Source organism: Cupriavidus pauculus, from assembly GCF_008801835.1.
Lineage (GTDB): Bacteria > Pseudomonadota > Gammaproteobacteria > Burkholderiales > Burkholderiaceae > Cupriavidus > Cupriavidus pauculus.
Window position 1 is genome coordinate 29,257 of sequence record NZ_VZOW01000021.1, and the last position, 26,286, is coordinate 55,542.

The window sequence follows — 26,286 nt, forward strand, 5'->3', positions numbered from 1 at the left end:
AGGTGTGGCGATGCTGTACGGTGGCCGGCTAGCGGCTGGCCACCGCATTGACGCGGAACGTCGGGTTGGCGTCCGGTCCAAACAGATGTGCGTACACCGGGCCGGTGGTGATGATCGATCCGGTGCGGCCGCTGTTGTCGACGGTTGCCACCACGCCGGGTTTCACGGCCTGCGTGAAGTCCATCTGGAATCCGCCGGTAGGCGTCAGCGACGGATCCTGTGGATCGATCCAGACGCCGGTGTTGTCGTGCAGCGACGAGGCCGTGTACTTGAAATCGCTGCCCGAGCCGATATAGCCGCCGTTGGTTACCGAGGTCGAGGTGTTGGTGGTGGCCGACAGCAGCGCGATGCCCGATTCGTCGTCCACGCTAAGCACGCCCGCGAGCAGGTCGACACGCGCGTAGCCAACGCGAACCAGCAACGGCACCAGCTTGCCTTCGAGCTTGCCCACGATCAGCACGCCCTTGGCCAGCGAACTCGCACCGGGCAGCCAGGCCGACTTGTAGAAATACGGATAGGGCTGCAGGCTGCTCGGGTCGCTGCTCTCGAATGCGCCGTCGTTGCCGGGGCGCAATTCCCATGCGTGGCCCGTGGTGACGCAGTCTCCCGATGCGGCAGTGCATGTGCCGTCGGCCTTGAGGGTTTCGACGGCGCGCGAGATCGCCGGGACGAAGTTGACGCCGATCTGCGTGAAGTCGCCGCCCGATGGCACGAGGTGATAGCCGAGCACGTTGTAGGTGCCGGCGACCTTGCTGAAATCGGTCTCGGTCTGCGCGAACGCCAGCACCGGATACATCGGGAACGTGGTCGATGGAATCGTGCCGATGCCGCCCAGGCCCGGATCGTAGGCGATGGTCGCGCCCGGAATGCCGCCGCCGGCCACGCCATTGCCGACGAACAGGATCGGCGGATGCGCGGGATCGATGACGGCTTCCGAAATGCCGTCGGAAGCGGTGACGGTCTTCAGTTCGTACGCGCAGTTGTTCTGCGCCTCGGTCGGCAGCGGTTTGGACGGATGGGTCATGGTGCCGGTCAGCGTCACGCCGGCGCGCGTCGGATACACGGTGCCGACGCTCTTGGGCACGGCCGATTCGAGAATCTGGATCCGGTACGTGCCCTTCGCGCTGTCGAGCTGGATCTTCACGAATTCCCCGGCGCCGGAGCCGCCGGTGTACGTGGTGTTGTAGTCGAGCGTGGCGGGACACATGGCGGCCACCGGCTGGTTCACGGTGGGGCCGGAAGGCGTGCACGTGCCATTGGCCGCGCACTGCTGCGCGGCGGCCTGCGGGGTGGTGCCGCCCGGTTCTCCATCGCCGCCGCCGCAGGCTGCGAGTGCGATCGTCAGGCTTACCCCAGCCAAGGCGAAAATGGTGCGTCGAATATTCGACTGTTGCATGGTTGTCTCCTCGTTCTTATGACCGGCGCCCGGGCTATTCCGGAAGCTCGCACGGTGGTCGGAATCTCGCGTTTCAATCGCCTGCGCGCAATAGAGCGCTCGTTCCAAACACCGTGGCGGAGCCGTGTACCGTTGTCAGCAAAGCGGCTGCCGTTCCTGTTCAAACCGCGTGGGCTGCCGTATGCGGACGAATTCAAACGCCCGGTCTTCGCGCGGTGCGCGCATGGCGGATGCATTGCGGTCGCCATGCGCAGCGCGGAAGCGTCAGAACTTGTATTCGCTGTTGCCGGGATCGAACGCGGATGCGTCGAAGGTCTTTTTCACGGCCTTTTCAAACATGATCTTCTCGACCATATTGCCGTCGGCGTCCCACGCGGTTTCCGCGCGCGGCCACGGATGCTTGAGATCGAACATCAGTTGCACTTTCTTGGCGTAATACTTCGGCGCGCCTTCGGGCAGGTCCCATGTCAGCGCCACCATGCGCGCGCCGTGCTCCTGCACGATCTCCACGCGGCTGTATTTTTCGGAAAGCCCCGCGGCGCGCAGCGTCCTGGCATCGCGCTCGAGCATCGACAACACAAACTGGAAGCCGAGGTCGCGCACCGTGTGGTTCGATTGCGATTTGGCCAGCGTACCGTCGATTGCGGTCCAGATCGACGTGAAGCCCATGATGCCGCCGAGGTGGCCGTACATCTCATCCTTGCGCTTGGTTTCGTCGTAGATGATTTCCTGGCCCGACTGCGCGCCGTTGGGCAGCCACTTCGCATAGAGCTGCCGCGGCAGATGACGGTAGCGGATCATCATGCGCGCGGGCTTGTCTTGCCATTGGCCGTTGAGCCGTTCCTGGCGCGTCATCCAGTATTCGTATTCGGGATAGCGGTTGATTTCCTGCCGCGCCCACGTCAGCAGCGCCTCGGGCTGCAGTGCCTCGAACACCGCGATCACCTGCGCGTCGGACATCGCCGCGAGTTCTCCGTTGGCAATCTGCTTGCCGAACAGCGCGGTCTGCTGCGAAGTCGGCAAGCCATCGTACGGGGTGGGTGCGCGCGCGCTCTGGGCGGCGGGTGCGCCTTGCGCGTGGGCTTCGAACAGCGCGCCAGTCGGCGCCGCCAGACATCCGAGCACACCGCCAAACGCGGCGATCACAAACAGCTGCTTCATTGCGTGTCTCCATTATTTTTGGCAAGACGCAGCCCTCCCGCCTGTCCGGTGACGGCGGGTGACACGCGCACCGGAACCGTGGCGCGCAGCGGGGTCACGCCTCGCGTGTTGCGTGGCGAATCAGGTTGTCGGAATCGAAAGCGACGGGTGCCGTCGCGGCTCGCTGCTGCATGCGCGGCGGTCCTGGTGGAGACCGCCGCGGCGTGCGGCTAGGTCCGGGGGCGGGTGCGCATCCAGTCGTCGAGCGGATTGCTGGGGAAGGTCGCGCAGTGCTCGCGGCGCACCGCCATGCTGGCGGTGGCCGAGCGCGTCGCGCCCTCGTTGCGGACGGCGCGCGCACTGCGTCGGGCGCGGCCCATCGCGGCGGCCGTGGCTGCGGCGGCCTGCTGGGCTTCACTCTCCACCGTAGCGGCCATCGCGGCGAGCTGGGCCTGTTCGTCGGCGTGTTGGGTCTCGCCGATTTCGAACACCTCCTGCAGCGCGCCCAGTTCCTGCATCGCGGGCGATGGCGCCTTGAGGGCGGCCACCACCATCGATGTCAGCTGCGCCAGGATCTGCGCATCGCTCATCCGCTTGCCTTGCGTGAACGCCGGCATCAGGTTGCCGAGTTCGTCGCCAGCCAGCACGCCGGCCAGCGCCTTGAGCGCGAAATGCAGGCGCCAGCCCAGCTCCTGGCGCGGCACGTCGGGCAACGCGCGCGCAAACGCTTCGAAGAAGCGGCCGAAGACGGGCGCGTAGTGCCCCATCAGCCAGGACTGGATGAACGGGGACGTATCGGAATACACGCGCCCGAGCAGGCGCAGGAACGACGGCCCACCGACTTCGGGCTCGCGCGCCATCTGCAGCGCGGGCACGAACAGTGCGCCCATCACGTGTTCGCAGCGGATCTCGTTACCCGGCCAGCGCGCCTCGCATGCATCGAGCAAGGCCAGCCTGCGGACATTGAGCGGATCCAGCCGGCGCCCAAGCACCGACTGCATCATGATTTCTTTGCTGCGGAAGTGATAATTGACGGCGGCCAGATTGACGATCGCGCGGGAAGTCACCTGCCTGAGCGATGTCGCTTCGTAGCCTACCTCGATGAACAACTTCTCGGTCGCATCCAGGATGCGAGCCTTGGTATCTCCTGCCGTGGTTTTCCCGGTCTTCATGGGGGCGTCTCTCGCTCAAATACCGCTGTGGACCCCTGCAAAAAAATTTCATCCACGACCGCCTTGGCTCCGAGCTCTATCGGCATACGGATGCTTGAAACGGTTGTAGGGAGCCTATCTACGACTCCGTCCGTTTCACAAGACCATTTTTCGAGGACTTGCTCTAAATTGCAAGCCACAATTCTGCATGTCGATACACGCATCACGCGGTGATGGTCCGGGCAAACGAGTCAGCATTCTGCGCCGTCAAAGCGAACACTGACAATTGGGGGTTGGCACCGATGCTGGTAGGAAACACCGATCCATCGAATACAAAAAGATTCGACAGTTGATGATGCTGGCCGGCGCTGTTGACCACGCCCCGTTTTGGGTCGTCGCTCATCGCGCAGCCGCCCATCAGGTGCGCCGTGAACAGCAGCGCGCGAAATTTTTTCAAAGGCAGTTCGTCGATGGCTTTGCGCGCCTGCGCCCAGCTTTTGTAGTACGTCGCATCGAGGTGGGCCGGACGCACGCGCAGCGCGCCCGCCGCGAACTGCGCTTCGGCCATGCTCAGATACGCGCGCCGCACGCCATCCCAGACGTAGTCGCCGAGGTCGTAGTCGAGCACGGGACTGCCATCGTCGGCCACGCGCACGCGCCCGCCAGGACTTTCCGCCACGAAGCCGTCGCGCAGCAGCGCCAGCATCGCGTTGGTATGCGGCAGCGCCGCCATCTCCCGCTGCAGGTCGTCGCCAATTGCATTGAACACCCCGGCGCTGATGCCCGGAAACATCGGCGGCACCTCGAGCTTGAAGCCCATGCGGCCGGTGGCGCCATCGCGCCATTGGAAATGATCCGATGCCACCGATTGCGGGGCGCCATAGTACGGATCGATTTTATTTGGCATTTCCGCAATGCTTAAATTCACCGGATGAATAAATGTCCGGCGTCCGGTCTGTTCGTGCGGATCGGGCACGCGCGACCGCAGCAGCAGCGCCGGCGTATTGATCGCCCCGCCGGCCGCGATCACGTACTTGGCGCGGATGGTCACGGCGATGCCGGTGGGCGTGTAGCCGTCGTGGCCGATGGCATCGGCGGTCAGGCCGCGCACCGTCTTGCCGTCGTGGTCGATCGCGCGCGCGCGCAGCCGATGCACCAGCGTGGCGCCGTGCGCGAGCGCGGTGGGAATGGTCGATACCAGCATCGACTGCTTGGCGTTGACGGGACACCCGAAGCCGCAATATCCCGAATTCCAGCAGCCTTTGACGTTGCGCGGAATTACATGCCATTCCCAACCGAGCTTCTCGCAGCCCGCGCGCAGCACCGCGTTGTTGGGATTCGCATCCATTGCCCACGGCGCCATGTTGAGTCGCGCTTCGATCTTTTCGAACCACGGCGCCATGTCGGCTTCGCCATGGCCGTTCACCGCGTGCTCGGCGGCCCAGTGCGCCAGCGTTTGCGGCGGCGTGCGAAAGCTCGACGACCAGTTCACGGTCGTGCTGCCGCCGACCGAGCGGCCCTGCAGGATGGCGATGGCGCCGTCCGACGTGGCGCGCGCCGCCGCCTCCTGATACAGCTCGCGATAGGCGCGCGCCTCGTCCATGTCGCGGAAGCTGTCTGAGGTGTGCAGACCGCCCTCTTCCACCATCAGCACCTTGAGTCCGGCCTCGCTGAGCCGTTCGGCCGCAATGCCGCCGCCCGCGCCGGTGCCGACGATCACGACGTCGGCGTCGAATGTGCGCGGCGCGGTGAAGGTGGCAGCGTCCAGAACCTTCCAGCCGGACGCGATGCCGGCGCTATAGATATCGTTGATGGCCATGGTCGGGTGCTCAGCTGTGGAGGGCGCGATATACCGCGGGATTGGGGCCGGGATAGCCGCTCGCTTGCCAGGTGTCGGGCATCACGAAATAGGCCACGCTGGTCAGCTTGACCAGCACCACGCCGCCCGCGTTGAGTGTGGCGAGGCGGCTGGCACGCCAGCGCGCCAGGAACGCGCGCACCTGCTCGGGCGTCGCCTGGTCCCACGGCGAGCGCACGCCGGCGATCGCCCAGCGCAATGGCGTGCTCGACAGCAGGTCCAGCAGCTTGCGCAGTTCGTGCTGGCCGTTTTGTCCCATCGCCGCCAGCGTGCCGTCGATGTTTTTGAGCGCGGCGGCAATGCGCGCATCGCGCACCTTCGCTTCGACGTGCTGCAGATCGCTGGCGATGGCCGGTAGCAGCGCGCGAAACAGCGCCACGTCCGCGGGACGCAGGAAGGCCATGCCGGGATGCGGCGGCGTTTCCGAGGTCGAACAGCCGGTCAGTCCGGGCAGCAGCGCGCTGCACGCGAAGGCTGCGGAAAACCCTGCGCCGACCTTCAGAAACTGGCGGCGCGACGGATGGGACGGCGGCGCATGCGGCGCGCGGCGCAATGGTGTGGGCATGTTGTCTCCGTGTGTCTTTTCTTCTATGCGATGGCGTGCCGCGCAGCGTTGGGTACGCACTGCCATGACAGCGTTGCGATTCTGCCGAAGCGGCCGAAGATTTTTTTCTTTGTCGCATGGGTTTCAAACGCACGACCGACCGCCTTGGTCCGTGCCGCTTTGTTGTCGTGCGCGCCGTTTCATGTGATGCCTCAGTCGCTGGAAAACCCTCGGAAATAGAGCAATTCTTCAAACCAGCGGATTGACCGGCCGGACATCGGTGCCTAGGATGACATCGAACAATGTCACAATCAATGGTGTCATTGATGTCACGCCGCCGCTTCTGCCGCTACGACGACGTCAATGCGCCCCACTGGAATGCGCCCCAATGAATGCACCCGTGGATCTGCCAAGCCACCTGTCCCAAGCGCCATCGTCCGAGGTGGTATGCGATATCGCCATCATCGGCAGCGGCTTTGCCGGGCTCGGCATGGGTATCCGCCTCAAGCAATCGGGCGTCGATGACTTCCTGATTTTCGAGAAGGCCGATTCGGTGGGCGGTACCTGGCGTGACAACCACTACCCCGGCTGTGCGTGCGACGTGCAATCGCATCTCTATTCGTTTTCGTTCGCGCCAAATCCCGACTGGTCGCGCATGTTTTCCACGCAGCCGGAAATCCGCCGCTATCTGGAGCACTGCACCGATCGCTTCGACTTGCGCGATCACCTGCGCTTTGGCCACGAACTGCGGCATGCGCAGTGGGATGGCGCGGCGGCGGTCTGGCGGCTGGAGATGGCCGACGGGCGGCGCGTGCGGGCGCGCGTGCTGATTTCGGGCATGGGCGGCCTGAGCCGTCCGTCGATTCCCGATATCCCCGGCCTCGCATCGTTTGCCGGCACCACGTTTCATTCGCAGCAGTGGCGTCACGACTATCCGCTGCAGGGCAAGCGCGTGGCGGTCATCGGCACCGGCGCCAGCGCGATCCAGTTCGTGCCGCAGATCGCACCGCAGGTGGCGCAACTCGACCTCTACCAGCGCACGCCGCCGTGGATCATGCCCAAGCCCGACCGCGTGGTGAGCCGCGCCGAGCGCTGGTTGTTCCGGCACCTGCCGTTCACGCAGACGCTGATGCGCACCGGCCTGTACTGGATGCTGGAATCGCGCGTGCTCGGCTTTGTCATTCATCCGAAGCTGATGAAGGCCGTGGAGCGCGTGGCGCGTCGTCATCTGAAGAAGCAGGTGGCGGACCCGCAGCTGCGCCAGACGCTGACGCCGGACTACACCATCGGCTGCAAGCGCGTGCTGATCTCCAATGACTATTATCCGGCGCTGTCGCGCAGCAATGTCGATGTGGTGACGACGGGCATCGACCATATCGAAGCCGACGCCGTGGTGATGCGCGACGGCACGCGGCGGCCAGCCGACGCGATCATCTTCGGCACCGGTTTTCACGCGACCGATCCGTTGCCGCGTGGCGTGATCGTCGGACGCGACGGGCGCGATCTGCTCGATGCGTGGCGCGATGGCGCCGAGGCGTACCTGGGCACCACGGTGGCCGGTTTTCCGAACCTGTTCCTGATCGTTGGACCGAACACCGGGCTCGGACACAGCTCGATGGTGTTCATGATCGAGTCGCAAGTGACATACGTGCTCGACGCCCTGCGCCAGATGCGGCGCGAACGCGTGCAGGCAGTCGACGTGCGGCCGCCCGTGCAGGCGTCGTTCAATCGCGGCATCCAGCAGAAGCTCGGCCATGCGATCTGGGCGGCGGGCGGCTGCGCCAGCTGGTACATCGATCCGCGCAGCAACAAGAACACTACGCTCTGGCCCGGATTCACATGGCAGTTCCGCCGCGCGACACAGCGCTTTCGCATGGCCGATTACGAACGCTGGCCAGTGCGCCACACCAGCGTCGAGCCGCTTGCCCAACCGAACCCATCCACGGCCGCCGTGCGCGCCTGAAAGCGCGCGCCGGCGTCCCACATCGGCGCCGGCACGCCGCATCGTCAGAAAAGCAGAACAGCAGAACAGCAGAACCATCGACAGGAGACATGCATGAAGGATTTCCGCAACAAGGTCGCCGCGATCACCGGCGCGGGCTCGGGCATGGGCCGGTGCCTGGCGGTACAGCTCGCGCAAGCGGGTTGCCACGTGGCGCTGTCGGACTGCAATGAAGCCGGACTGGCGCAGACGCTGGTCGATGTGCAGCGCGCCGCGCCCGATGTTAAGGTGACCACCGACCGCGTCGACGTGGCCGATCGCGCCGCCGTGCATGCGTGGGCCGAATCGGTGGTGCGCGCGCACGGCCGCGTCAACATGATCTTCAACAACGCTGGCGTGGCGCTTTCCAGCACCGTGGAAGGCATGGCCTACGACGATCTCGAATGGATCATCGGCATCAATTTCTGGGGCGTGGTGCATGGCACCAAGGCGTTCCTGCCGCATCTGAAGGCCAGCGGCGAAGGCCATATTGTCAACACGTCGAGCGTGTTTGGCCTGTTCGCGCAGCCCGGCATGGGCGCCTATAACGCCAGCAAGTATGCGGTGCGCGGCTTTACCGAATCGTTGCGCCAGGAACTGGACCTGATGGACTGCGGGGTGTCGGCCACCACCGTGCATCCCGGCGGCATCAAGACCAACATCGCGCGCGCCAGCCGCGTGTCGCCAAGCGTGAATGGTCTGCTGGTGCGCGACGCGCAGCAGGGCCGCGAGGAATTCGAAAAGTTTTTCATCACGACGGCGGACAAGGCGGCGCGCGTGATCCTGGCCGGCGTGCGCGCCAACAAGCGTCGCGTGTTGATCGGGCCGGACGCCTATGCGGCCGACGCGATGGCGCGCTTGCTGCCGGCCGCGTACCAGTCGCTGGTGGTGCGCGAGACGCGGCGCAAGCGCAAGCAGTTGATGCCGGACGCCGCGGGCGCGCCGGCAGGCAGTGGAGAACGCGCATGACGCGCGCCGCGTTGCCGCGCGAGGCGGCGTTGCAGGCGCCGCCCGGCCCGTTCACGCGCTGGTTCGGCCAGGGGCGCGTCGGGCTGTTCAGCCTGTCGCGCGACACGCTGGCGCGCCGCTACGCGCTGCCCGCATCGCGCTGGGTGCAGGTGATGGGCGCGCTGGTGCACTACACCGAGGAAGGCGTGCCAGAGGGCGAGCCGCTGGTGCTGATCCATGGTTTCGGCGCGTCGCTGCATACGTGGGAAGGCGTGATGCCGGCGCTGCGCCAGCACTACCGCGTGATCCGTCTCGATCTCGCGCCGTTTGGCCTGACCGGGCCGTTGCGCGATTCGCACGGTCGCATCGTGACGATGGACATCGACGCCTACCGCGCCTTTATCGACGCGTTCCTCGCGGCGGTGAACATTGCGCGCGCGACGCTCGTCGGCAACTCGCTGGGTGGACTGATCGCGTGGGATCTTGCCGCGCGCCGGCCGACGGCCGTCAACCGGCTCGTGCTGATCGATGCGGCGGGATTTCCGATGAAGCTGCCGATCTACATCGACCTGTTCCGTCACGCGGCGGTGCGCTGGTCCGCGCCGTGGCTGTTGCCGGAATGGATCATCCGCGCCGCCACGCGCGACGTATACGGTGATGCCGCGCGCGTGCCCGAGGCTACGTTCCGGCGCTATGTCGATTTCTTTTACGCAGCGGGCAGCCGCGAAGCGGTGGGCCGCATGGTGCCGAAGCTCGATTTCGACGCGCTCGACACCGGGCGCCTGCGCGCCGTGCGTCAACCCACGCTGGTGTTGTGGGGCGAGCGCGACCGCTGGATCCCGCCCGCGCACGCAGCGGAGTTTGCGGCACGTATCCCCGACGTGACGCTGCACCGCTATGCGGGTCTTGGCCATGTCCCAATGGAAGAAGACCCGCAGCGCGTGGCGGCCGACCTGCTGCGTTTCCTTGAACGCGCCGACACGGCGCACCACTCTTCGAACCAGGAGTTCACATCATGATGCCTGTCCGCCGTGACGTGCACCCACACCTTCCGCCGGAACGCATTTGCGACTGGCACGAACGCGGGCAGCATGTCACCCACTTCATCAATGCGCTGTCGATTTTCTTTCCTGCCGGCGAACGCTTCTTCATGGACAGCGTGCGCAACTATCGCGACCGCGTGACCGATCCAGAACTGAAGCAGGCGGTGGCCGGCTTTATCGGCCAGGAGGCGATGCACACGCGCGAGCATATCCTCTACAACCGGCTGCTCGACGACGCGGGACTGCCGGCGACAAAGCTCGACAACGTGGTGGCGCGGCTGCTCAATCTGCTGCGCAAGATCCTGCCGAAGTCGTGGCAGCTGGCGCATACCATCGCGCTCGAACACTACACCGCGATGCTGGCTGGCGGCATGCTTTCGGACCCGCGCCACATGGGCGAATCGGAGCCCGGCTACCGGCAGGTCTGGACCTGGCACGCGCTGGAGGAAACCGAGCACAAGGCGGTGGCCTACGACGTCTGGAACGTCGTGATGAAACCGGGCCCGTATCGCTATTTCCTGCGCACGTTCACGATGCTGACCACCACGCTGACGTTCTGGGCGATGGTATTCGTGTTCCACGTCCGGCTGGTGATGGCGGACAAGACGTGCCGCAACAAGCTGCTCGGCTTTGGCAGCGTGATCAAGTTCCTGTGGGGATCGCCGGGCGTGCTGCGCAAGATGATTCCGGAATGGTTCGACTACTTCCGGCCGGGCTTTCATCCATGGGACGAGGACAACCGCGCGGAACTGCAGCGCATCATGCCGCTGATCGCCGAGATCGAGGACACGGCGATACGCGCCGGCGCCAGCACGCGCGCGCCGTCGATCCGCAACGCGGCCTGAGGCGCGGTGTCGTTTTGATTGCTGAGGTGTTTCCCTCTCCCGTGCGCGGGAGAGGGGTTTTGTCAGGGCCGCGGCGTGTCGTGCAGATGCTCGAGGATCGCCGCGACGCGGTCGCCGAGATACTTGTTTGCCGAGATCTCGAGCGCACGCATCATTTCCGTTTCGAGCGCGACCAGCGCCAGCGGACGGATGCGCCACAGCACATCGACGATGCGCGGCACTTCGGCGGGCGGCGGCAATTGTCCTTCGCCAAAACGGTCGAGTTCGCGCACCACCATGCCGACGATGCGGTCCGACACGGCCTGGAAATGGCCGCGCGCGTGATCGATGATGTCGAGCACATCTTCCAGCGCAAATCCGGCACGCGCCATTTCTGCACCCGCCTGCAGCGCGCGCGGGCTGCGCGCCAGATAGCCGAAGCCGTCCGGCTCCAGCAGTCCCAGTGAAATCGCCTTAGCCAGTGCCGGCCGTGAAATCGCGCGCCCGAACAGGCGGGCCAGCGCCAGGTAGGAATAGTGGCGCGGCGCCTCGCTGTTCCACGGGCTGCTGATCGCGGTTTCCAACCCCAGGATCGACCGCAGATCGTGCCCTTCCACGATCGCCTTGAGCAGCTCCATGATGTTGGCCAGCGTATAGCCGCGCGCCAGCAGATGGTGGATCAGCCGCAGGCGCCCCAGATGGGTCTGCGTGTAGATGCCGACGCGTCCGCGCCGCTCCGGCGGATCGATCAGGCCGCGATCCTGGTACGAGCGGATATTGCGCACCGTGGTGCCCGCAGCGCGCGCCAGTTCGTCGATCGTGTATTCGGGAAACGCTGCGCGGCCCGACGCGTCAGCATCGGTGTCGGACGGAGCGGATGGAGTTGGCTGAGCGCCGCGCTTTGGGGAAACCATGGCGAAAATTCTAACCGAGTCGGGCAACGTTACAATGGCCCACCACTCCCCCGCCCTCCCCATGCACATCCGTTGGCTCGAAGATTTCGTCTGCCTGGCACAGGCCGGAAGCCTGGCGCGTGCCGCCGAGCTGCGCAACGTCACGCCGCCCGCGTTCGGGCGCCGCATGCAGGCGCTGGAGGTGTGGGCCGGCGCGCCGCTGATCGACCGCAGCGTATTCCCGGTGCGCCTGACTATCGAGGGCCGACAGTTCCTGGAAGCCGCGCAGGCGGCGTTGCGCACGCTGGACGAAGCGCGCCTGTCGCTGCGCGCGGCGCATCGCGCCGATGCCAGCACGATCACCATCGCCACCGGCAAGACGCTCGCGCGCTCGATGGTGCCAGCGTGGCTGGCGGGACTGCGCGACGCGCTGCGCGACGACCCCGCGGGCGCGGGGTTCCGCACGCGACTGTCGACGCACGCCACGCACGATGCGCTGGAAATGTTCACCGAAGGCGACGCCGATTTCCTGCTCTGCTACAGCCCGCACGATCTGCCCGTGATGCTGGACGATGCGCGCTACCAGTTTCATCCGGTAGGTGTGGAACGGCTGGTTTGCGTGTCCGCCGCCACGGCGCGCGGCGGCCCGGAATTCCGGCTGCACCAGCCCACTACCGCGAAATCGAAGGCCGGCGTGCGAAGCGCGCCCGTGCCGATGATCGCGTACGCGGAAACGCTGACGATGGGCCGCATGGTCAATCAGGAAATTGCACGCCGCCAACTGGCCGGCTGGCTCGACGTGATCGCGGTGAGCGACTTTGCCGAATCCGTGCACGAGATGGTGCGGCAGAGAATGGGCCTGGCGTGGCTGCCTGCACGATTGATCGCCGACGACTTGCACACGGGGCGATTGGTGCGCGCCGATCTGCACGGCGCGGATTCGGCCGATCTGGCGCTCGACATTCGTCTGTACCGCCCGCGCGCGCCGATGCGTCCGCTGGCCGAAGCGTTCTGGCGCGCGGCCGCGGCGTAGCGGCATAGCGCCGTCGCTGCGGCGCGTGTTCGCCGGCGCCAGATACAGCGTCACAACCTCGCGGCGCCCTCCTCCGCAATCGCCGCGCACCGCACGTGTGCACGGCACGCGTGGCGCAGCTGGCGATGCACCATGCCGGTCATTGCCGAAACGGCAACCGGCGTTGCCAAAGCGGCATGCCGCGCCGGTGCATGCTCTCTACCATCGCCGGAAAACATTCAAAGCCACGATCCGGAGAAATCATGAAGTCCCTGCTACGCGTTGCCGCTTCCGTTTCCCTCTCTTGCTGCGCCTTTGCCGCCACGCAGGCCTTGGCCGCTGCGCCCGCTTACCCGACCAAGCCGATCACGCTGGTGGTTGGCTACACCGCCGGTGGCAGCGTCGATCTGGTGGCTCGCACCGTGGCGCCGGAACTCGGCAAGCGCCTCGGCCAGAGCGTGGTGATCGAAAACCTTGGCGGCGCGGGCGGCACGATTGGCGCGCAGAAAGTGGTCAAGGCCGAGGCCGACGGATACACGCTGCTGATGGGCTCGGGCAGCGAAGTATCGATTGCGCGCCTGACCAATCCCGCCGTGCGCTACGACGGCGAAAAGGACCTCGCGCCGATCACCTTCGTCGGCACCCAGCCGATGGTGCTGGTGGGCAAGCTGCAACTGCCGGCCAAGGACGCTGGCGAACTGATGGCGCTGGCCAAGGCCAAGCCCGGCACGCTGTCGTACGCATCGTCGGGCGTGGGGACGCCGCTGAACCTGGCCGGCGAGCTGATCAAGCAACAGGGCAAGGTCAACATCACCCATGTGCCGTACAAGGGCGCCTCGGCCATGGCCACGGACCTGCTGGGCGGCCAGATCGACCTCGCGGTGATGGTGCTGTCGTCCGCCCTGCCGCATATCCAGGCCGGCCGCGTGCGCGCCTATGGCGTGACCGAGGCCAAGCGCGCGGGCGTGGCGCCCAACGTTCCGGCACTGGCCGAGACGCCCGCGCTCAAGGGCGTGGACATGGGAGTATGGTTCGGATTGATGGCGCCTACGTCCACGCCGCGTCCCATTATCGATCGCCTGAATACCGAGATGCAGGCCGTGCTGGCCATGCCGGACGTGCGCAAGAAGCTGGCCGAGGCCGGCGTCGAGGTGGCACCGGCCAATCCGGCCCAGTTCGCCAGCTTCGTCAAGCGCGAGACGGCCAAGTACCGCGCCATCGTCCAGGCCGCCGACATCCGCGAGTAACCGCAAGGAAGAATTTATGACGCAAAGTGCACCTGACTTTGACGCTTATCCGGTCGAAGTCGAGTTTCCCGATATCCGCCCCTATGCCGATGGCAACACGGGCGTGCCGTACATCCACACCTTCGACAGCGGCCTGCCCGGCCCGCACGTGATGATCAACGCGCTGACGCACGGCAACGAGGTGTGTGGCGCGATTGCCGTGGCCGGCCTGCTCGATCACGGCCTGCGTCCGCGCAGCGGCCGGCTGACGCTGTCGTTTGCCAATGTCGACGCCTACGCTACGTTCGACGCGGCCCGGCCTGATGCGTCGCGCTTCGTCGATCAGGATTTCAATCGCGTCTGGACCGCGAGTGTGCTCGACGACATGTCGCGCGATTCCTCGGAATTGCGCCGCGCCCGCGCCATGCGACCGGTGATCGACACCGTCGACCTGTTGCTCGACCTGCATTCGATGCACGAGAAAAGCCGCGCGCTGATCGTGTCCGGCCCGCTGGACAAGGGCATCGCGCTGGCGCGTGCATTGGGTGCGCCGGCCGACATCATCGTCGACGAAGGCCATCCCGAGGGCCGTCGCATGCGCGACTACGCCGATTTTGGCGACCCGGCCAGCGCGCGCAATGCGTTGCTGATCGAATGCGGCCAGCACTGGGAGACGATTGCGGTGGACGTGGCGCGCGACAGCGCCGCGCGCTTCCTGCTCAATGCCGGCATCGTCGCCGAAGCCGATCTGCCGGCGGGCTGGCTGCGCCCGCTGCCGGCCGCGCAGCGCGTGATCCGCGTGACCGAGCCGGTGGTGGCCAGCAGCATGGACTTCCGCTTCGCCGGCCCTTACACGGGGCTGGAAACCTTCGACGATGCCGGCACCGTGATCGGCTGGCGCGATGGCCAGGCGGTGGTCACGCCGTATCCGCATTGCGTGCTGGTGATGCCGTCGCTGCGCCAGCTGCGGCCTGGCGTGACGGTCGTTCGGCTGGGGCGGCTCGAGGTCTGAAACCAGTTGCAGTGTCGGTGTCTCCGATCTGGTGCGACGCGCCGGCAAGCGGCTCCCGCAAGAAGCCGCGTCCGGCGCGATTTTTTCCATCATGCCGTGATGTATGGGGACGCGATCTAGAGTAAGCATTCCTTGAACTCAAGGCGGCTGTTCGGACATCCGATAACTCCGTTGTGACGATCTGCCGTCAGAGCAGACGTCGCCCGTGCGCCATGACGGCGCACGGCGTTATTCACGGAGCGCCCCTTGTCTTCTACCTCTTCCCTTACCCTGCCTGCGCAGACGTCGGCGGGCCGCGTGCGCGCCGGCGGCTGGAGCATCGGCACGCGCATTGCGCTGGTCGTGCTGGCCGTGCAGGTCGTCGCCTTCGGCGCGTTTTCGCTGGCGCTGTCTGCCAGCAGCATGAACCAGCTGGAATCCCAGGCGCGCGACGCCATCGCGACCGAAAGCCACACCCTGCGCGAACTCGTGGCGCAGCTCGACGACACGATGCTGCAGGAAGCCGACCGCTTTATGCTGAGCCTCGCCGCGGTGCTGCCCGGACCCTACGCGGTCGATCCGTCGCAATCGATCGAAGTGGCCGGCAAGCCGACGCCGGCGTTTCGCAGCGGCGATCAGGTGCTGAATAACAGCTTCGACGTGCCCGACAAGTTTTTCGCCCACACCGGCGGGGTCGTGGCCACCGTGTTCGCGCGCACCGGCGATGACTTTATCCGCGTGACGACATCGCTGAAGAAGCAGGACGGCCAGCGCGCGGTCGGCACGCTGCTGGACCGCACCGGTGCGGCGTATGCGGCGGTGTCCTCGGGCAAGTCGTACCGCTCGCTGGCGTGGCTGTTCGGCAAACCGTACATGAGCAAGTACGAGCCCGTGCGCGACAGCGCCGGCAGGATCGTCGGCGCGCTGTTTGTGGGCGTGAACGTGGAAGCCGAACTGGCCGCGGTGAAGAACCGCATCCGTCGCAAGGCCATCGGCGGCACGGGCCAGTTCCTGGTGATCGACGCCAGGCCGGGGCCGGACCAGGGCAGGGTGATGGTCGACCGGTCCGGGTCGGAAGGCACGGTGCAGCTCGATGCCAAGGATAGCGACGGCAACGCGTGGGTGCGCGAGATGATCGCCGCAAAAGAGGGCGTACGCGTGAACACCGTGGCGCTCGGCAACGGCGCGCCGGCCGAGCGCCTGACCGCCTTTGTCACCTATCCCGAATGGCAATGGCTGATCGCGGGCAGCGTGCCGATGGCGTCGCTACGCGACGAACTGGCCGCCAGCCGCAACCGCTTTTTAGCCGGCGGGTTGCTGGCCGCACTGGCGGTGTCGGCGGCGTTCTGGTGGCTGCTGCGCAGGATGGTGAGCGTGCCGCTCGCCAACGCCGCCGATGCGGCGGGACGTCTGGCGTCGGGCGATCTCAGCGCTCGACTGGACAGCGCGCGTCATGACGAAATCGGCCAGCTGATGCGCGCCATCGACGGCGTGGGGCAGGGTCTGAGCGGCATTGTCGACAAGGTGCGCGGCAGCGTTGCCGCGATCGCCGGCAGTACCAGCCAGATCGCCAGCGGCAACGCCGACCTGTCGGCGCGCACCGCAGCGCAGGCCGGCAGCCTCGAGCGCACGGTGGCAAGCATCGAAGAGCTGTCCGCCACGGTCAAGCAGAACGCCGACAATGCGCACGATGCCAACCAGGCCGTTACCAGCGCCGCCGAAGCCGCGCGCACCAGCGGCGACACGGTCAGTGGCGTGGTGGCCACCATGGCCGACATCCATCGCAATGCACAGCAGGTGGTGGACATTATTGGCCTGATCGACGGCATCGCTTTCCAGACCAATATCCTCGCGCTCAATGCCGCAGTGGAAGCGGCGCGCGCCGGCGAGCACGGGCGCGGTTTCGCGGTGGTGGCCGGCGAGGTGCGCAGCCTGGCGCAGCGCAGCGCAAATGCGGCGGCCGAGATCAAGCAATTGATCGAGCGCACCGTCACGGATCTGGAAAGTGGCAACGCGGCCGTGCAGCAGGCGGGCAATGCGATCGACGACATGGTGCGGCGCGTGGAAGGCATCGCCGCATTGATGGGCGATATCAGCGTGGCATCGCGCGAGCAGTCGCAGGGGCTGGCGCAGGTGAGCGGCGCCGTGGCCGAAATGGACACCGTGACGCAGCAGAACGCGGCGCTGGTGGAAGAGGCGGCCGCCGCCGCCGACAGCCTGCACCATCAGGCGCAGGAGTTGCGTCAGGCCGTGGAAGTGTTCCGGCTGGCCTGAACGCGCGGAGACGGCGGCAGTGCGGCGTCAGGCTGCCGGGGCTGCGGCCGGTGCGGCCTGGGGCGTGGCGGCCGGCGCCGGCGCGGCTTGCGCCGGTTGTCCCGGTTGGGTCGGTTGCGGCTTGAGGCCCGGGAACAGCCGATCGACCAGTTCCTCGATCTTCGCGCCCGGCTGGATCAGGTGGCTCAGGTTGATGCCACCCGCGCTGCGGTTAGCGTTGAACACGGCTTTGCCGACGCGCTCGCCGTTGCGGAACACGGTGATGTCGGCCGACACCAGGAACGGCGTGATGTAGGTCTGGCGCTGCGCCACGTACAGTGCCGTCATCGGACATGCCGCCACGGAAGAATAGGGCGGCAGCATTTTGACTTCGAAGTTGCGCGCGCGCAGCGCACTGGCGAAGTCTTCCACGAATGCGTTGCCGTTCACCTGGTTGGTGATCACGCAGAACAGCGCGCCGTCGGCGCCCACCACGCGATTGCCGTCCACGCGGAACTGGGCCGGGCCGCCGTAGGCGCCGGGCTGGAAGCCGGCGATTGGATCGGGCTGGTCGGCACGGTCCACGGGTGCGACGCTCTGGTAGGTGGAACAGCCCGCGGCCATCAAGGCCAGCGCGGCGGCAATCGTTGCTCTCTTCATCTTCGGTCCTGGAAACGCGTCGGCGACACCGCCGGCGTTCCGGGCCCGCGCGAATCGCGGTTCAGCGGCGCAGTGGCGGCAGCATGCCCCTGTAATGTAGGCGGGCAGGCCGCGGCGCAAAGCGTCGAAAAGCGTGGGACAGTTGCCGTATATCCGGATCGATGCGTGCTTCGCGCCGGTTGCGGGCGGCGCAATCCCGACACGCTTCAGTTGGCGCCGCCGCGCACCAGGCAGTCGGCCAGCAGCGGCGTGCCGCTGTCGTCCCGTCCCGCGCCCGTGCACTCGACCGCGACTTTCTGGCCGCGCCGGACCATCGTGGCGCGTGCTTCCACTTCGCAGGTGCGCCCGGCCGGACCGCAAATCTGGCGAGGAAGCAGCTCGGCGCGGACCACGTCGCCGGGATTGTTGGCGCGGATTTCCAGGAACACGCGATCGCCATCGCGGCGCACGCCGCTGGCCACGCCTTCCACGATGAAATACTTGCCGCGATAGCGGTCGTCGGCCGCACCGCTGTTGTCGCGATAGTCGTCGAAAAGATTCTCGGCCTGGTATTGCGGCAGGGGATTGGCGGGGCGATCGGGATCGATGCTGATCGGGTCGAGCGTGCCGTTGCGCGGGATGCCGCGCGGCACGCTGGCGGGCGCGTCGCCCGCGGCGGCCGGGAGTTCGGTTTGCGCCGCGTCGTTCCGGTCATTGCCGACGAACCACAACAATCCAAGTACGACGACGGCAACGATGGCGATAAGGGTTTGCTGGAGGCGGCTCAACATCTGTGGGGCGGACCGCGCGCGCGGCCAATATGCGGAAGCTTCGAAGTCCGCCAGTGTAGCGCGCCTACGCGGCGTCGATGTCGGCCAGCAGATGCGCCTTGGTGGCCGCAAGCACTTCGTTGGATAGTGGCGTGCCCTGCGTGGCGCGCGCCAGCACCAGCGCGCCGGCCAGTGTCGCCATCTGCGCGATGGCCGTGCTGCGTCGCTGCGTATCGTCGTCGCCGGGCTGGACGCTTGCCAAAATCTCCAGCAGGTTTTCCAGTCCTTCATGAAACACGGCGCGCACCGGTTTGCCTTCGGGCTCGCGCGCCACGTCGTTGGCGAGCGCCGCCACGGGGCAGCCGGAGCCCGGACCATTGCGATTGCGCGCGGACAGGTAGCCGTCGACCAGCGCGGTCAACGCCGCGGCGCGATCCGGCGCATCGTCCACTCGCTTGCGCCAGCGCGCTTCCGATTCCTCGAATGCGCGCGCGCAGGCAATCGCCGCGAGCGCATCCTTCGATTCGAAATGGCCATAGAAACCGCCATGCGTCAGCCCCGCCGCGCCCATTAGATCGGCCACGCTGACGCCATGGAAACCTTGCTCGCGAAATAGTCGTGAGGAGACCTGTTCGATGGCTGCGCGGTTTTTCTCCGCTTCCGCTTTCGATACACGCGGCATGATGGACTCCGGTTCGATATGTGGCCGATGGTCCGCCACAATGCGCGCCAAGTCAACGTAACCCGGGCGTAAGTGGGGACGCTTGCGGCAACACGCAAGTATCAGACGATGTGGGACTCGGTGCCGCCGAGCGCGGCAAGAAACTGGTCGACCCGGTACGGCGACGCCTGTCCGCGCTGCGCCAGAAAGTAGTCGCGCAGGATGTCGCCCTGTTGTTCGAGCTTGTAGGCGGCAAGCGGCTTGCCCGTCTCGAGGCGATAGCGATATTGGTTGAGGCCAAGCCAATGCAGCACTTGTTCGCACGCGCCGCGCGCCATGACGTTGACGCCGCGCTGGTGCTGCCACACATGCGTCATCTCGTGGATGAACAGCGCCGCGATACGCACGCCCGCCGCGCTGAAGTCGTTCAGGTGGCGCAGCTTGCGGCCCAGGTAAAGGTGACCGTTCGGCGCGACGATGTAGTTCGCGCCCTGCCAGAACACGAAGTTGCAATGGTGAATGCGCACGGCGTCGTAGTCGATCGCATCGCCAAAGATCTGCCGCGCGAGATCGCGCTCGCCGCTAGTGAGCGGCCTGCCAGGATCGCGGCGTGGTTGCGGTCGTCTCACTTGCCGATGCAGGCGCACGCGCGTTGCTGCAAGTCGTTGATGTGTAGAGACATTGGTTATTCCCGGCGAAAGGTGCTTTCTATGGTTCGGTAGCTGGAGCTGCTACCGCGGCGTGGTGGTGGTCAATCCACACTTCGGTCGCTACGGACAGCGCCGCAAACAGCAGCATGCCACTCATGTAGGGCCCCAGCGCGCGCATTCGAATTGCGCGACGCTGGAACACCGTACACAGCATCAACACAGCCCCAAGGCCCAGAATTGATAGAACCACTGCGGTGACGTAAACGATCGCCGCGACGGCCAGCACGGGGCCGACTGTTCGTGTTTCCAGCGTTAGCGGCGTGACCAAGACATAGACACTGCGCGCAATGGCCACCAGCGCAAGGAGAATGGCGACACCGTCTATAAACCGAATCGCTCGCCGCCGCAGTCGAGTCGTCACCTTCCCCCTTCGGCCGCAATGGCCCGAGCCAACGACGGCCAGCAATTGATAAACCTTAACCGGCATCCGGTCCTCGCGTCCCTTGCAGACGCTTTACATCCGATTACTTGCCGATGCAGAACCGCGTGAAAATCGTTCCCAGCAGATCATCGCTGGTGAACTCGCCGGTGATGCTGTTCAGGTGATCCTGTGCCAGCCGCAGTTCCTCGGCGAATAGATCCAGCGCCTGGGCGTTTTGCGCGGCGCGTTCCACGGCGCAGTCCAGATGCGATTGCGCGTTGCGCAGCGCGGTGAGATGCCGCTCGCGCGCCAGGAACGTGCCCTCGTTGCCGGATTGCCAGCCAATCAGCCGCAATAGTTCGCGACGCATCAGGTCGATGCCCGCGCCGGTGCGCGCGGAGATCCAGATTTCGGTGGGATTGGGGCCGTTGGCCGCTACCACGTGCGGCCGGTTGGCGCCGAAGCCCATCGCGCCGCTGGCGGGTGCAAGGTCGATCTTGTTGACCACGCGCACGATGGGCGAACCCGGCGGCAGTTGGCCGCTCAGGCGATCGTCGATATGGTCGTCGATTTCCGAGATGCCATGTTCCACATACTCGGCGGCGTTGACCAGATGCAGCACGATGTCGGCGCGACGAATCGCCTCCCAGGTGCGTTCGATGCCGATGCGTTCGACTTCGTCGGCGGCATCGTCGCGCAAGCCAGCGGTGTCGATGATATGAAGCGGGATGCCATCGATCTGGATCGTTTCGCGCACGCGATCGCGCGTGGTGCCGGCTATTGGTGTGACGATGGCCAGTTCCGCGCCGGCCAGCGCGTTCAAGAGCGACGACTTGCCGACGTTGGGCTGGCCCGCCAGCACCACCGACAATCCTTCGCGCAGCAGCGATCCCTGGCGCGCCTGCTTGAGAACGCCGGCCAGATCCTCGCGAATGCTGGCGAGCTGGCCGCGCGCGTTCGACGCTTCGAGGAAGTCGATTTCTTCCTCGGGAAAATCGAGCGTGGCTTCGACCAGCATGCGCAGGTGAATCACCTTTTCCACCAGCGCGTGGATCGCGGCCGAGAATGCGCCTTCCATCGAACGCGCTGCCGAGCGCGCCGCGGCTTCCGTGCTGGCTTCGATCAGGTCGGCGACGGCTTCGGCCTGCGCCAGATCGAGCTTGTCGTTGAGAAACGCGCGGCGCGTGAATTCGCCCGGTTCGGCCACGCGCAGGCCGATATCCTTGCCGGCTTCGAGACAACGCGACAGCAGCATCTGCATGACCACTGGCCCGCCATGGCCCTGCAGCTCCAGAACCTCTTCGCCGGTGTAGGAGTGGGGCGCGGGGAAATACAGCGCCAGGCCATGATCGATGACCTTGGCGTGGGCGTCGAGAAACGGCAGATAGGTGGCGTGGCGCGGTTGCAGCGCGCGCCCGCATACGGCATGCATGATGGCGCTGACGTCCGGTCCGGATACGCGCACGACGCCGATGCCGCCGCGGCCCGGCGCGGTGGCAATGGCGGCAATGGGAAGCTGGGTTGCTGTCATGGGCGGTATTGTCGCAGATCGCTCTGGAAGGGAAAGGGCGGGGCGGCAGCCCGATTGCGGCGGCTCACGCTACCGGCTTGCGTGGTCAGGATCGATACCAAGGCATTCGCACATCAGCCGGCGCGCCACCGCGCCATCGACCATCGCGCCGAGCCGGCTCTGCTGCGTCGTCAACTTGTTGCGCAGACGTTTGCGATAGCGCTTCGGCAGGACATCGGACAGCGCCTCGATGGCGTAACGCAGCCGCTTGTTGGCGATGCGCAGCGCGTGGATGTGGGCGATCTCGCGATCGCGCGCACGATGCGCCAGCGCCTGTACCTTGTTGCGTGCCTTGCGAATACGCCGGGACGCAAACGTGCCAAGCCGCCCGGATCCGGCCCGCGCCGACACATGCTGCAGGTCGCGCTTGAGCGTGGGGAGCGGCGCTTGCCGGTACCGTGACAATCTCGTCATCATCGCCGCATGCGCCTTGGCGCGCTTGGCCTGCGCGGTGTCGAGCAGGGCGGTCAGCACCGTGCTGTCGGGCTGTTTGGCCAGCGCGTCGGCCAGGGTCTCGGTGATGAAGACGTCCCAGTCGCGCACGTCGCCCGCGGCATCTGCGACGTCGTGCAGCGTCCGCTTCCAGCGTGTCTTCACCGGATCGGGCACCACCGGCCCGAACGCCCACGTTACGGCGCGCAAATGACGCACCGCCACGCGCAGCGCGTGGACGTCTTCGGGCTCATCGTGATGCTGCAGCGAGTCCAGATGGCGGTCGATGGTCCGCAGGCCGCTTTCGCCCAGCGCCACGAACGCGGCGGCGGGGCGCATCTTGCGATGCAGCGTAGGTTGACGGCGCATGGCGGTTTCTCAGTTACGCGAATGAGAGAGACTGCACGATCCCGTCTAAGTGTAGGCGATGGCGCACCCGATCGCGCGGTGCGCGGTTCGGCGCTCCGCCCGCCGCCGCATCGATCGGCCCGAGCAGAAACGCTAGCGCGTGGCGACGATGAACACGCGCGGGAAAGGCAGCAGCACCGTGCCATCGGACAGCGGCGGGAAGACTTTGGCCAGCGCGGCCTCGTACTGCTTCAGGTATTCGGCTTTTTCCGCATCGTCGAGCGGCGCGAGGAAGGGCCGTAGTCCGCTGCCCTTGAACCATTCGACGACGGCCGCCGTGCCGCCCTTGAGCGGATGCTGATAGATGGTGCGCCAGATGTCGACGCGCGAACACAGCGGCTGTAGTAATTCGTAATACCAGCGCTCCGACGCCAGCGGCGAGCGCGCCTGCGCCGCCGCGGTGAGCTTGGCCGACCACGGTCCGTTGGACGCGGTTTCCCGCATCAGTAGGTGTGGCGGCTCGTTCAGGTTGTCGGGCATCTGGACGGCCAGGCTGCCGCCCGGCGCAAGCTTGTCGATCAGCGACGGGAAAAGCCGCGCGTGATCGGGCACCCACTGGAACACGGCGTTGGCCAGGATCACGTCCCACGCGCCAGCGTCCTGCCACTGCGCAACATCGGCGACATCGAACTTCAGCGCCGGCAGACGTTTGCGGGCGGCGGCGATCATGTCGGCGTCGCTGTCCAGGCCCGTGACCTCGGCGTCGGCGTAGCGGGCCGCCAGCACCTCGGTGGAGTTGCCGGGGCCGCAGCCGATATCGACAACCCGTCGCGCGGCCACGGTTGGGATGGCTGCGACAAGATCCCGGACCGGACGGGTCCGTTCATCCTCGAACTGCACGTATTGGCTGGCCGACCACGTCATGGCATCTCCTTGCTGGGGGCGTTGGGGGCTAAGTCTTATATAAGACTCGAAGCATACGCCCGAAACAGAAAACCCGGCGCGAGGCCGGGTTTTTCTGGTGAAGCGGATCGGGCGCAGCAGCGCTTAGCTCTTGGCCACCGCGGCCGCCTTGCCCTTGCCGAGCATGCGGTTGATCTGCCATTGCTGGGCGATCGACAGGATGTTGTTCACAACCCAGTACAGCACCAGGCCGGCCGGGAAGAAGAAGAACATGAACGAGAACACCAGCGGCATGATCATCATGACCTTGGCCTGCACCGGATCCGGCGGAGTCGGGTTCAGCTTGGTCTGCACGAACATCGACACGGCCATCACGATCGGCAGGATGTAGAACGGATCCGGCACCGACAGATCGTGGATCCAGCCCAGCCACGGCGCGCCGCGCATTTCCACCGACGACAGCAGCACCCAGTACAGCGCGATGAACACCGGGATCTGGATCACGATCGGCAGGCAGCCGCCGAGCGGATTGACCTTCTCGGTGCGATACAGCGCCATCATTTCCTGGTTCATCTTCTGCGGGTCGCCCTTGTGGCGCTCGCGGATGGCCGTCATGCGCGGCTGCAGGTCCTTCATCTTGCCCATGGACTTGTAGCTGGCCGCCGACAGCGGGAAGAACACCAGTTTGATCAACACCGTCAGCGCGATGATCGACCAGCCCCAGTTGTTCAGCACGCCGTGCAGTTTTTCGAGCAGCCAGAACAGCGGCTTGGCGAGGATCGTCAGCCAGCCGTAGTCCTTCACCAGCTCCAGGCCCGGCGTGATCTGCTCAAGCATGCGCTCTTCCTGCGGACCGGCGAACAGGCGTGCATCGGTGCTTACCGTTGCGCCCGGGGCGATCTGGCCCAGCGGCTGCTGGATGCCCACGCGGTAGAGGTTCGGGTCGATCTGCTCGGCATAGAAGCTGTGCTGCTTGCCCGACTGCGGGATCCAAGCCGAGGCGAAGTAATGCTGCACCATCGCCACCCAGCCGCTGTCGGTTGCGGCCGGTACGCTGGCCTTACCCTTGGCGATGTCCTCGAAGCTGATCTTGTGATACTTGTCGGCGTTCGTGTAGATGGCCGGGCCCGTGAACGTGCTGTAGAACTGCGACTGTTCCACCTTGCTGCCGTCGCGTGCCAGTTCCAGGTACAGCGTCGGCGACACCGGCGCGGTCCCCGTGTTGGCCACGTCGAAACGTGCGTCCACCACGTAGCTGCCCTTGCGGAACGTATAAGTCTTGGTGAACTTGACGCCGTTTTTCTCGGCGCTCAGCACCACATCGAGCTTGTCCTGTCCCGGCGCCAGCGCGCGTGCGCCCGGCTCGGCAGTGAATACCGTGGTGTGGTTGGGCAAGTCGCCGCCGATCAGGCCGGAGCGCGCCAAGTACGTGCGGGTTGCGTCACGCTCGAACAGGACCACCGGCTTGCCGTCCTTCTCGTGCTCGTTGAGCAGTTCCAGGCGCGACAGGATGCCGCCGGCCGTATCGATCTCGGCACGAACTTCGTCGGTGGTGACCACCACCTTTTCGCCGGCAGGCTGCGCGGCGCCCTGCGGGGCGGCCGGGGCTGCGCCAGGGGCCGACGCGTTCGTCCCGGCGGCCTTGGGCACATCACCCTGGGCCGCGGCGCCGCTCGCACCATTGGCCGGGGCGGCCTGCTGTTGCGTGTTGGCGCTCGGGAAGAACATCGACGCGTGGCCGTTGGCGCGCTGCCAGTTGTCGTAGAGCAGCACGAGGGACATCGAGAAGATGACCCACAGGATGGTGCGTTTGATATCCATGTCTCGCTATGGTCTGGGAAATCAGGGGCGGGGGAGCCGGACCGTGACAGGCGGGTGACCTGCCGCGGCGGACGCCGGAGGCGCCGAGGCGGCCGTCCCGTTTACTACGGGCTCGGGCACGGGATCATACCCGCCCTTTGCGAAAGGATGACAGCGACAGAGTCTGCATGCGGTCATCCACGTGCCGCGCGCCGCGCCATGATGGACGATGGCGTCGCGGGCATAGTCGGAACAGGTGGGCAGGAAGCGGCACTGCGAGCCCAGGTACGGACTCAAGGCGATCTTGTAGATGCGCAGCAGGGCAAGCAGGATTCGCTTCATGGTGATGGTTGGGCAGGCGCGGCGGGCGTGGCTGGCTGTTCGGGCGCAGGCGCCGCGACGGGCGGCGCTGCCGGCACCGGCTTGGCCGCGACATCGAGCAGACCGCTCAGTTCAGCCAGGCAGGCGCGCCTGATGGCCGTCCGGCTGGCAAAGTCGGCGCGCGCAAACTTGGCCTGTAGCCGCAACAGGATATCGCGGCCCGCGAATTGGGCCTGCCGGCTGCGGAACAGTTCCCGCACCATGCGCTTCACGAGATTGCGCTCGGCGGCGCGCGGTGCGAACTTCTTGCCGACGACGATGCCCAGCCGGGATTGCTCCTGGCCGTTGGCGCGCACGTACAGCACGAAATGCGTACTGCGGCGCCGGGGCCGCAAAGCAAAAACGGATGAAAACTCATCCGTCTTTGTGAGCCTTGCGGCCTTGGGGAAGGCATGGGTCGACACGCTGGTCAAAGCTGGCGGCAAGCCGGGCTTCGGCAGCAGCGCTGCTG

25 protein-coding genes are annotated in these 26,286 nt (G+C 66.1%); 8 read left to right on the forward strand and 17 right to left on the reverse strand.

What is annotated here, in order from left to right; translation table 11 throughout:
• Window positions 1-28: 28 nt before the first annotated feature.
• The 5 genes from F7R19_RS19830 to F7R19_RS19850 all read right to left on the reverse strand — a co-directional run bounded on the left by F7R19_RS19830 (window position 29) and on the right by F7R19_RS19850 (window position 6,110).
• The gene (locus F7R19_RS19830; protein ID WP_150981733.1) at window positions 29-1,396 is read right to left on the reverse strand and encodes a DUF2957 domain-containing protein; all 1,368 of its coding nucleotides are present in this window, start codon (window positions 1,394-1,396) and stop codon (window positions 29-31) included.
• Between the two features lie 264 nt (window positions 1,397-1,660).
• The gene (locus tag F7R19_RS19835; RefSeq protein ID WP_150981734.1) at window positions 1,661-2,557 is read right to left on the reverse strand and encodes a DUF1571 domain-containing protein; all 897 of its coding nucleotides are present in this window, start codon (window positions 2,555-2,557) and stop codon (window positions 1,661-1,663) included.
• Between the two features lie 209 nt (window positions 2,558-2,766).
• Window positions 2,767-3,708, reverse strand: a complete 942-nt coding sequence (locus F7R19_RS19840; protein WP_061957443.1) for a TetR/AcrR family transcriptional regulator — start codon at window positions 3,706-3,708, stop codon at window positions 2,767-2,769.
• 202 nt (window positions 3,709-3,910) lie between these two features.
• Entirely contained in the window at window positions 3,911-5,506 is a 1,596-nt protein-coding gene (locus F7R19_RS19845) for a GMC family oxidoreductase (protein ID WP_150981735.1), read from the reverse strand.
• A 10-nt stretch (window positions 5,507-5,516) separates the two neighbouring features.
• Complete coding sequence (locus F7R19_RS19850; RefSeq protein ID WP_150981736.1) at window positions 5,517-6,110, reverse strand: hypothetical protein; 594 nt, start codon at window positions 6,108-6,110, stop codon at window positions 5,517-5,519.
• A gap of 367 nt (window positions 6,111-6,477) precedes the next feature.
• Here F7R19_RS19850 and F7R19_RS19855 point away from each other — a divergent pair, with 367 nt between their 5' ends.
• From F7R19_RS19855 to F7R19_RS19870, 4 genes are all read left to right on the forward strand, one after another.
• The gene (locus F7R19_RS19855; protein WP_150981737.1) at window positions 6,478-8,052 is read left to right on the forward strand and encodes a flavin-containing monooxygenase; all 1,575 of its coding nucleotides are present in this window, start codon (window positions 6,478-6,480) and stop codon (window positions 8,050-8,052) included.
• 93 nt (window positions 8,053-8,145) lie between these two features.
• Window positions 8,146-9,039: an SDR family NAD(P)-dependent oxidoreductase gene (locus tag F7R19_RS19860; protein ID WP_150981738.1), complete on the forward strand. Its 894-nt coding sequence runs from the start codon at window positions 8,146-8,148 to the stop codon at window positions 9,037-9,039.
• A complete protein-coding gene (locus F7R19_RS19865) occupies window positions 9,036-10,037 on the forward strand; it encodes an alpha/beta fold hydrolase (RefSeq protein ID WP_061957448.1) in 1,002 nt (333 codons plus the stop codon). Before F7R19_RS19860 ends, F7R19_RS19865 begins: the two co-directional genes overlap by 4 nt.
• On the forward strand, window positions 10,034-10,906 hold the full coding sequence (locus F7R19_RS19870) for a metal-dependent hydrolase (protein WP_061957449.1): 873 nt from the start codon (window positions 10,034-10,036) through the stop codon (window positions 10,904-10,906). The genes F7R19_RS19865 and F7R19_RS19870 overlap by 4 nt, the downstream gene beginning before the upstream one ends.
• A 62-nt stretch (window positions 10,907-10,968) precedes the next feature.
• Here F7R19_RS19870 and F7R19_RS19875 read toward each other — a convergent pair whose 3' ends face one another.
• Complete coding sequence (locus tag F7R19_RS19875) at window positions 10,969-11,799, reverse strand: MerR family transcriptional regulator (protein WP_061957450.1); 831 nt, start codon at window positions 11,797-11,799, stop codon at window positions 10,969-10,971.
• A gap of 61 nt (window positions 11,800-11,860) precedes the next feature.
• On the opposite strand from F7R19_RS19875, the gene F7R19_RS19880 reads away from it, so the two are divergent.
• The 4 genes from F7R19_RS19880 to F7R19_RS19895 all read left to right on the forward strand — a co-directional run bounded on the left by F7R19_RS19880 (window position 11,861) and on the right by F7R19_RS19895 (window position 17,281).
• Window positions 11,861-12,811 carry a LysR family transcriptional regulator gene (locus tag F7R19_RS19880; protein WP_150981765.1) on the forward strand — a complete coding sequence of 317 codons (951 nt, stop codon included), beginning with the start codon at window positions 11,861-11,863 and terminating at the stop codon, window positions 12,809-12,811.
• A 242-nt stretch (window positions 12,812-13,053) separates the two neighbouring features.
• Entirely contained in the window at window positions 13,054-14,037 is a 984-nt protein-coding gene (locus tag F7R19_RS19885) for a Bug family tripartite tricarboxylate transporter substrate binding protein (protein WP_150981739.1), read from the forward strand.
• 16 nt (window positions 14,038-14,053) lie between these two features.
• A complete protein-coding gene (locus F7R19_RS19890) occupies window positions 14,054-15,028 on the forward strand; it encodes a M14 family metallopeptidase (protein ID WP_061957453.1) in 975 nt (324 codons plus the stop codon).
• A gap of 246 nt (window positions 15,029-15,274) precedes the next feature.
• Complete coding sequence (locus tag F7R19_RS19895) at window positions 15,275-17,281, forward strand: methyl-accepting chemotaxis protein (RefSeq protein WP_223505898.1); 2,007 nt, start codon at window positions 15,275-15,277, stop codon at window positions 17,279-17,281.
• A 27-nt stretch (window positions 17,282-17,308) separates the two neighbouring features.
• Here the strand turns inward: F7R19_RS19895 and F7R19_RS19900 are convergent, their stop codons facing one another.
• From F7R19_RS19900 to rnpA, 11 genes are all read right to left on the reverse strand, one after another.
• The gene (locus F7R19_RS19900; protein WP_061957455.1) at window positions 17,309-17,920 is read right to left on the reverse strand and encodes an Sbal_3080 family lipoprotein; all 612 of its coding nucleotides are present in this window, start codon (window positions 17,918-17,920) and stop codon (window positions 17,309-17,311) included.
• A 206-nt stretch (window positions 17,921-18,126) separates the two neighbouring features.
• Window positions 18,127-18,690 (reverse strand): OB-fold putative lipoprotein, encoded by a 564-nt coding sequence (locus F7R19_RS19905; RefSeq protein WP_061957456.1) that lies wholly within the window; start codon window positions 18,688-18,690, stop codon window positions 18,127-18,129.
• A 64-nt stretch (window positions 18,691-18,754) separates the two neighbouring features.
• On the reverse strand, window positions 18,755-19,351 hold the full coding sequence (locus F7R19_RS19910) for a TetR/AcrR family transcriptional regulator (protein ID WP_061957474.1): 597 nt from the start codon (window positions 19,349-19,351) through the stop codon (window positions 18,755-18,757).
• Window positions 19,352-19,452: 101 nt separating this feature from the next.
• A complete protein-coding gene (locus tag F7R19_RS19915) occupies window positions 19,453-19,959 on the reverse strand; it encodes a hypothetical protein (protein WP_223505900.1) in 507 nt (168 codons plus the stop codon).
• Window positions 19,960-20,038: 79 nt separating this feature from the next.
• On the reverse strand, window positions 20,039-20,467 hold the full coding sequence (locus F7R19_RS19920; protein ID WP_150981741.1) for a hypothetical protein: 429 nt from the start codon (window positions 20,465-20,467) through the stop codon (window positions 20,039-20,041).
• 37 nt (window positions 20,468-20,504) lie between these two features.
• Window positions 20,505-21,932 carry a tRNA uridine-5-carboxymethylaminomethyl(34) synthesis GTPase MnmE gene (gene mnmE / locus F7R19_RS19925; protein ID WP_150981742.1) on the reverse strand — a complete coding sequence of 476 codons (1,428 nt, stop codon included), beginning with the start codon at window positions 21,930-21,932 and terminating at the stop codon, window positions 20,505-20,507.
• A 69-nt stretch (window positions 21,933-22,001) separates the two neighbouring features.
• The gene (locus F7R19_RS19930) at window positions 22,002-22,772 is read right to left on the reverse strand and encodes a CHAD domain-containing protein (protein ID WP_150981743.1); all 771 of its coding nucleotides are present in this window, start codon (window positions 22,770-22,772) and stop codon (window positions 22,002-22,004) included.
• A gap of 132 nt (window positions 22,773-22,904) precedes the next feature.
• Window positions 22,905-23,675 (reverse strand): trans-aconitate 2-methyltransferase, encoded by a 771-nt coding sequence (gene tam / locus F7R19_RS19935; RefSeq protein ID WP_150981744.1) that lies wholly within the window; start codon window positions 23,673-23,675, stop codon window positions 22,905-22,907.
• Window positions 23,676-23,798: 123 nt separating this feature from the next.
• A complete protein-coding gene (yidC, locus tag F7R19_RS19940) occupies window positions 23,799-25,475 on the reverse strand; it encodes a membrane protein insertase YidC (RefSeq protein ID WP_061957462.1) in 1,677 nt (558 codons plus the stop codon).
• Window positions 25,476-25,496: 21 nt separating this feature from the next.
• The gene (gene yidD, locus F7R19_RS19945; protein WP_084004029.1) at window positions 25,497-25,796 is read right to left on the reverse strand and encodes a membrane protein insertion efficiency factor YidD; all 300 of its coding nucleotides are present in this window, start codon (window positions 25,794-25,796) and stop codon (window positions 25,497-25,499) included.
• On the reverse strand, window positions 25,793-26,239 hold the full coding sequence (rnpA, locus tag F7R19_RS19950) for a ribonuclease P protein component (RefSeq protein ID WP_211922765.1): 447 nt from the start codon (window positions 26,237-26,239) through the stop codon (window positions 25,793-25,795). Before rnpA ends, yidD begins: the two co-directional genes overlap by 4 nt.
• Window positions 26,240-26,286 lie beyond the last annotated feature (47 nt).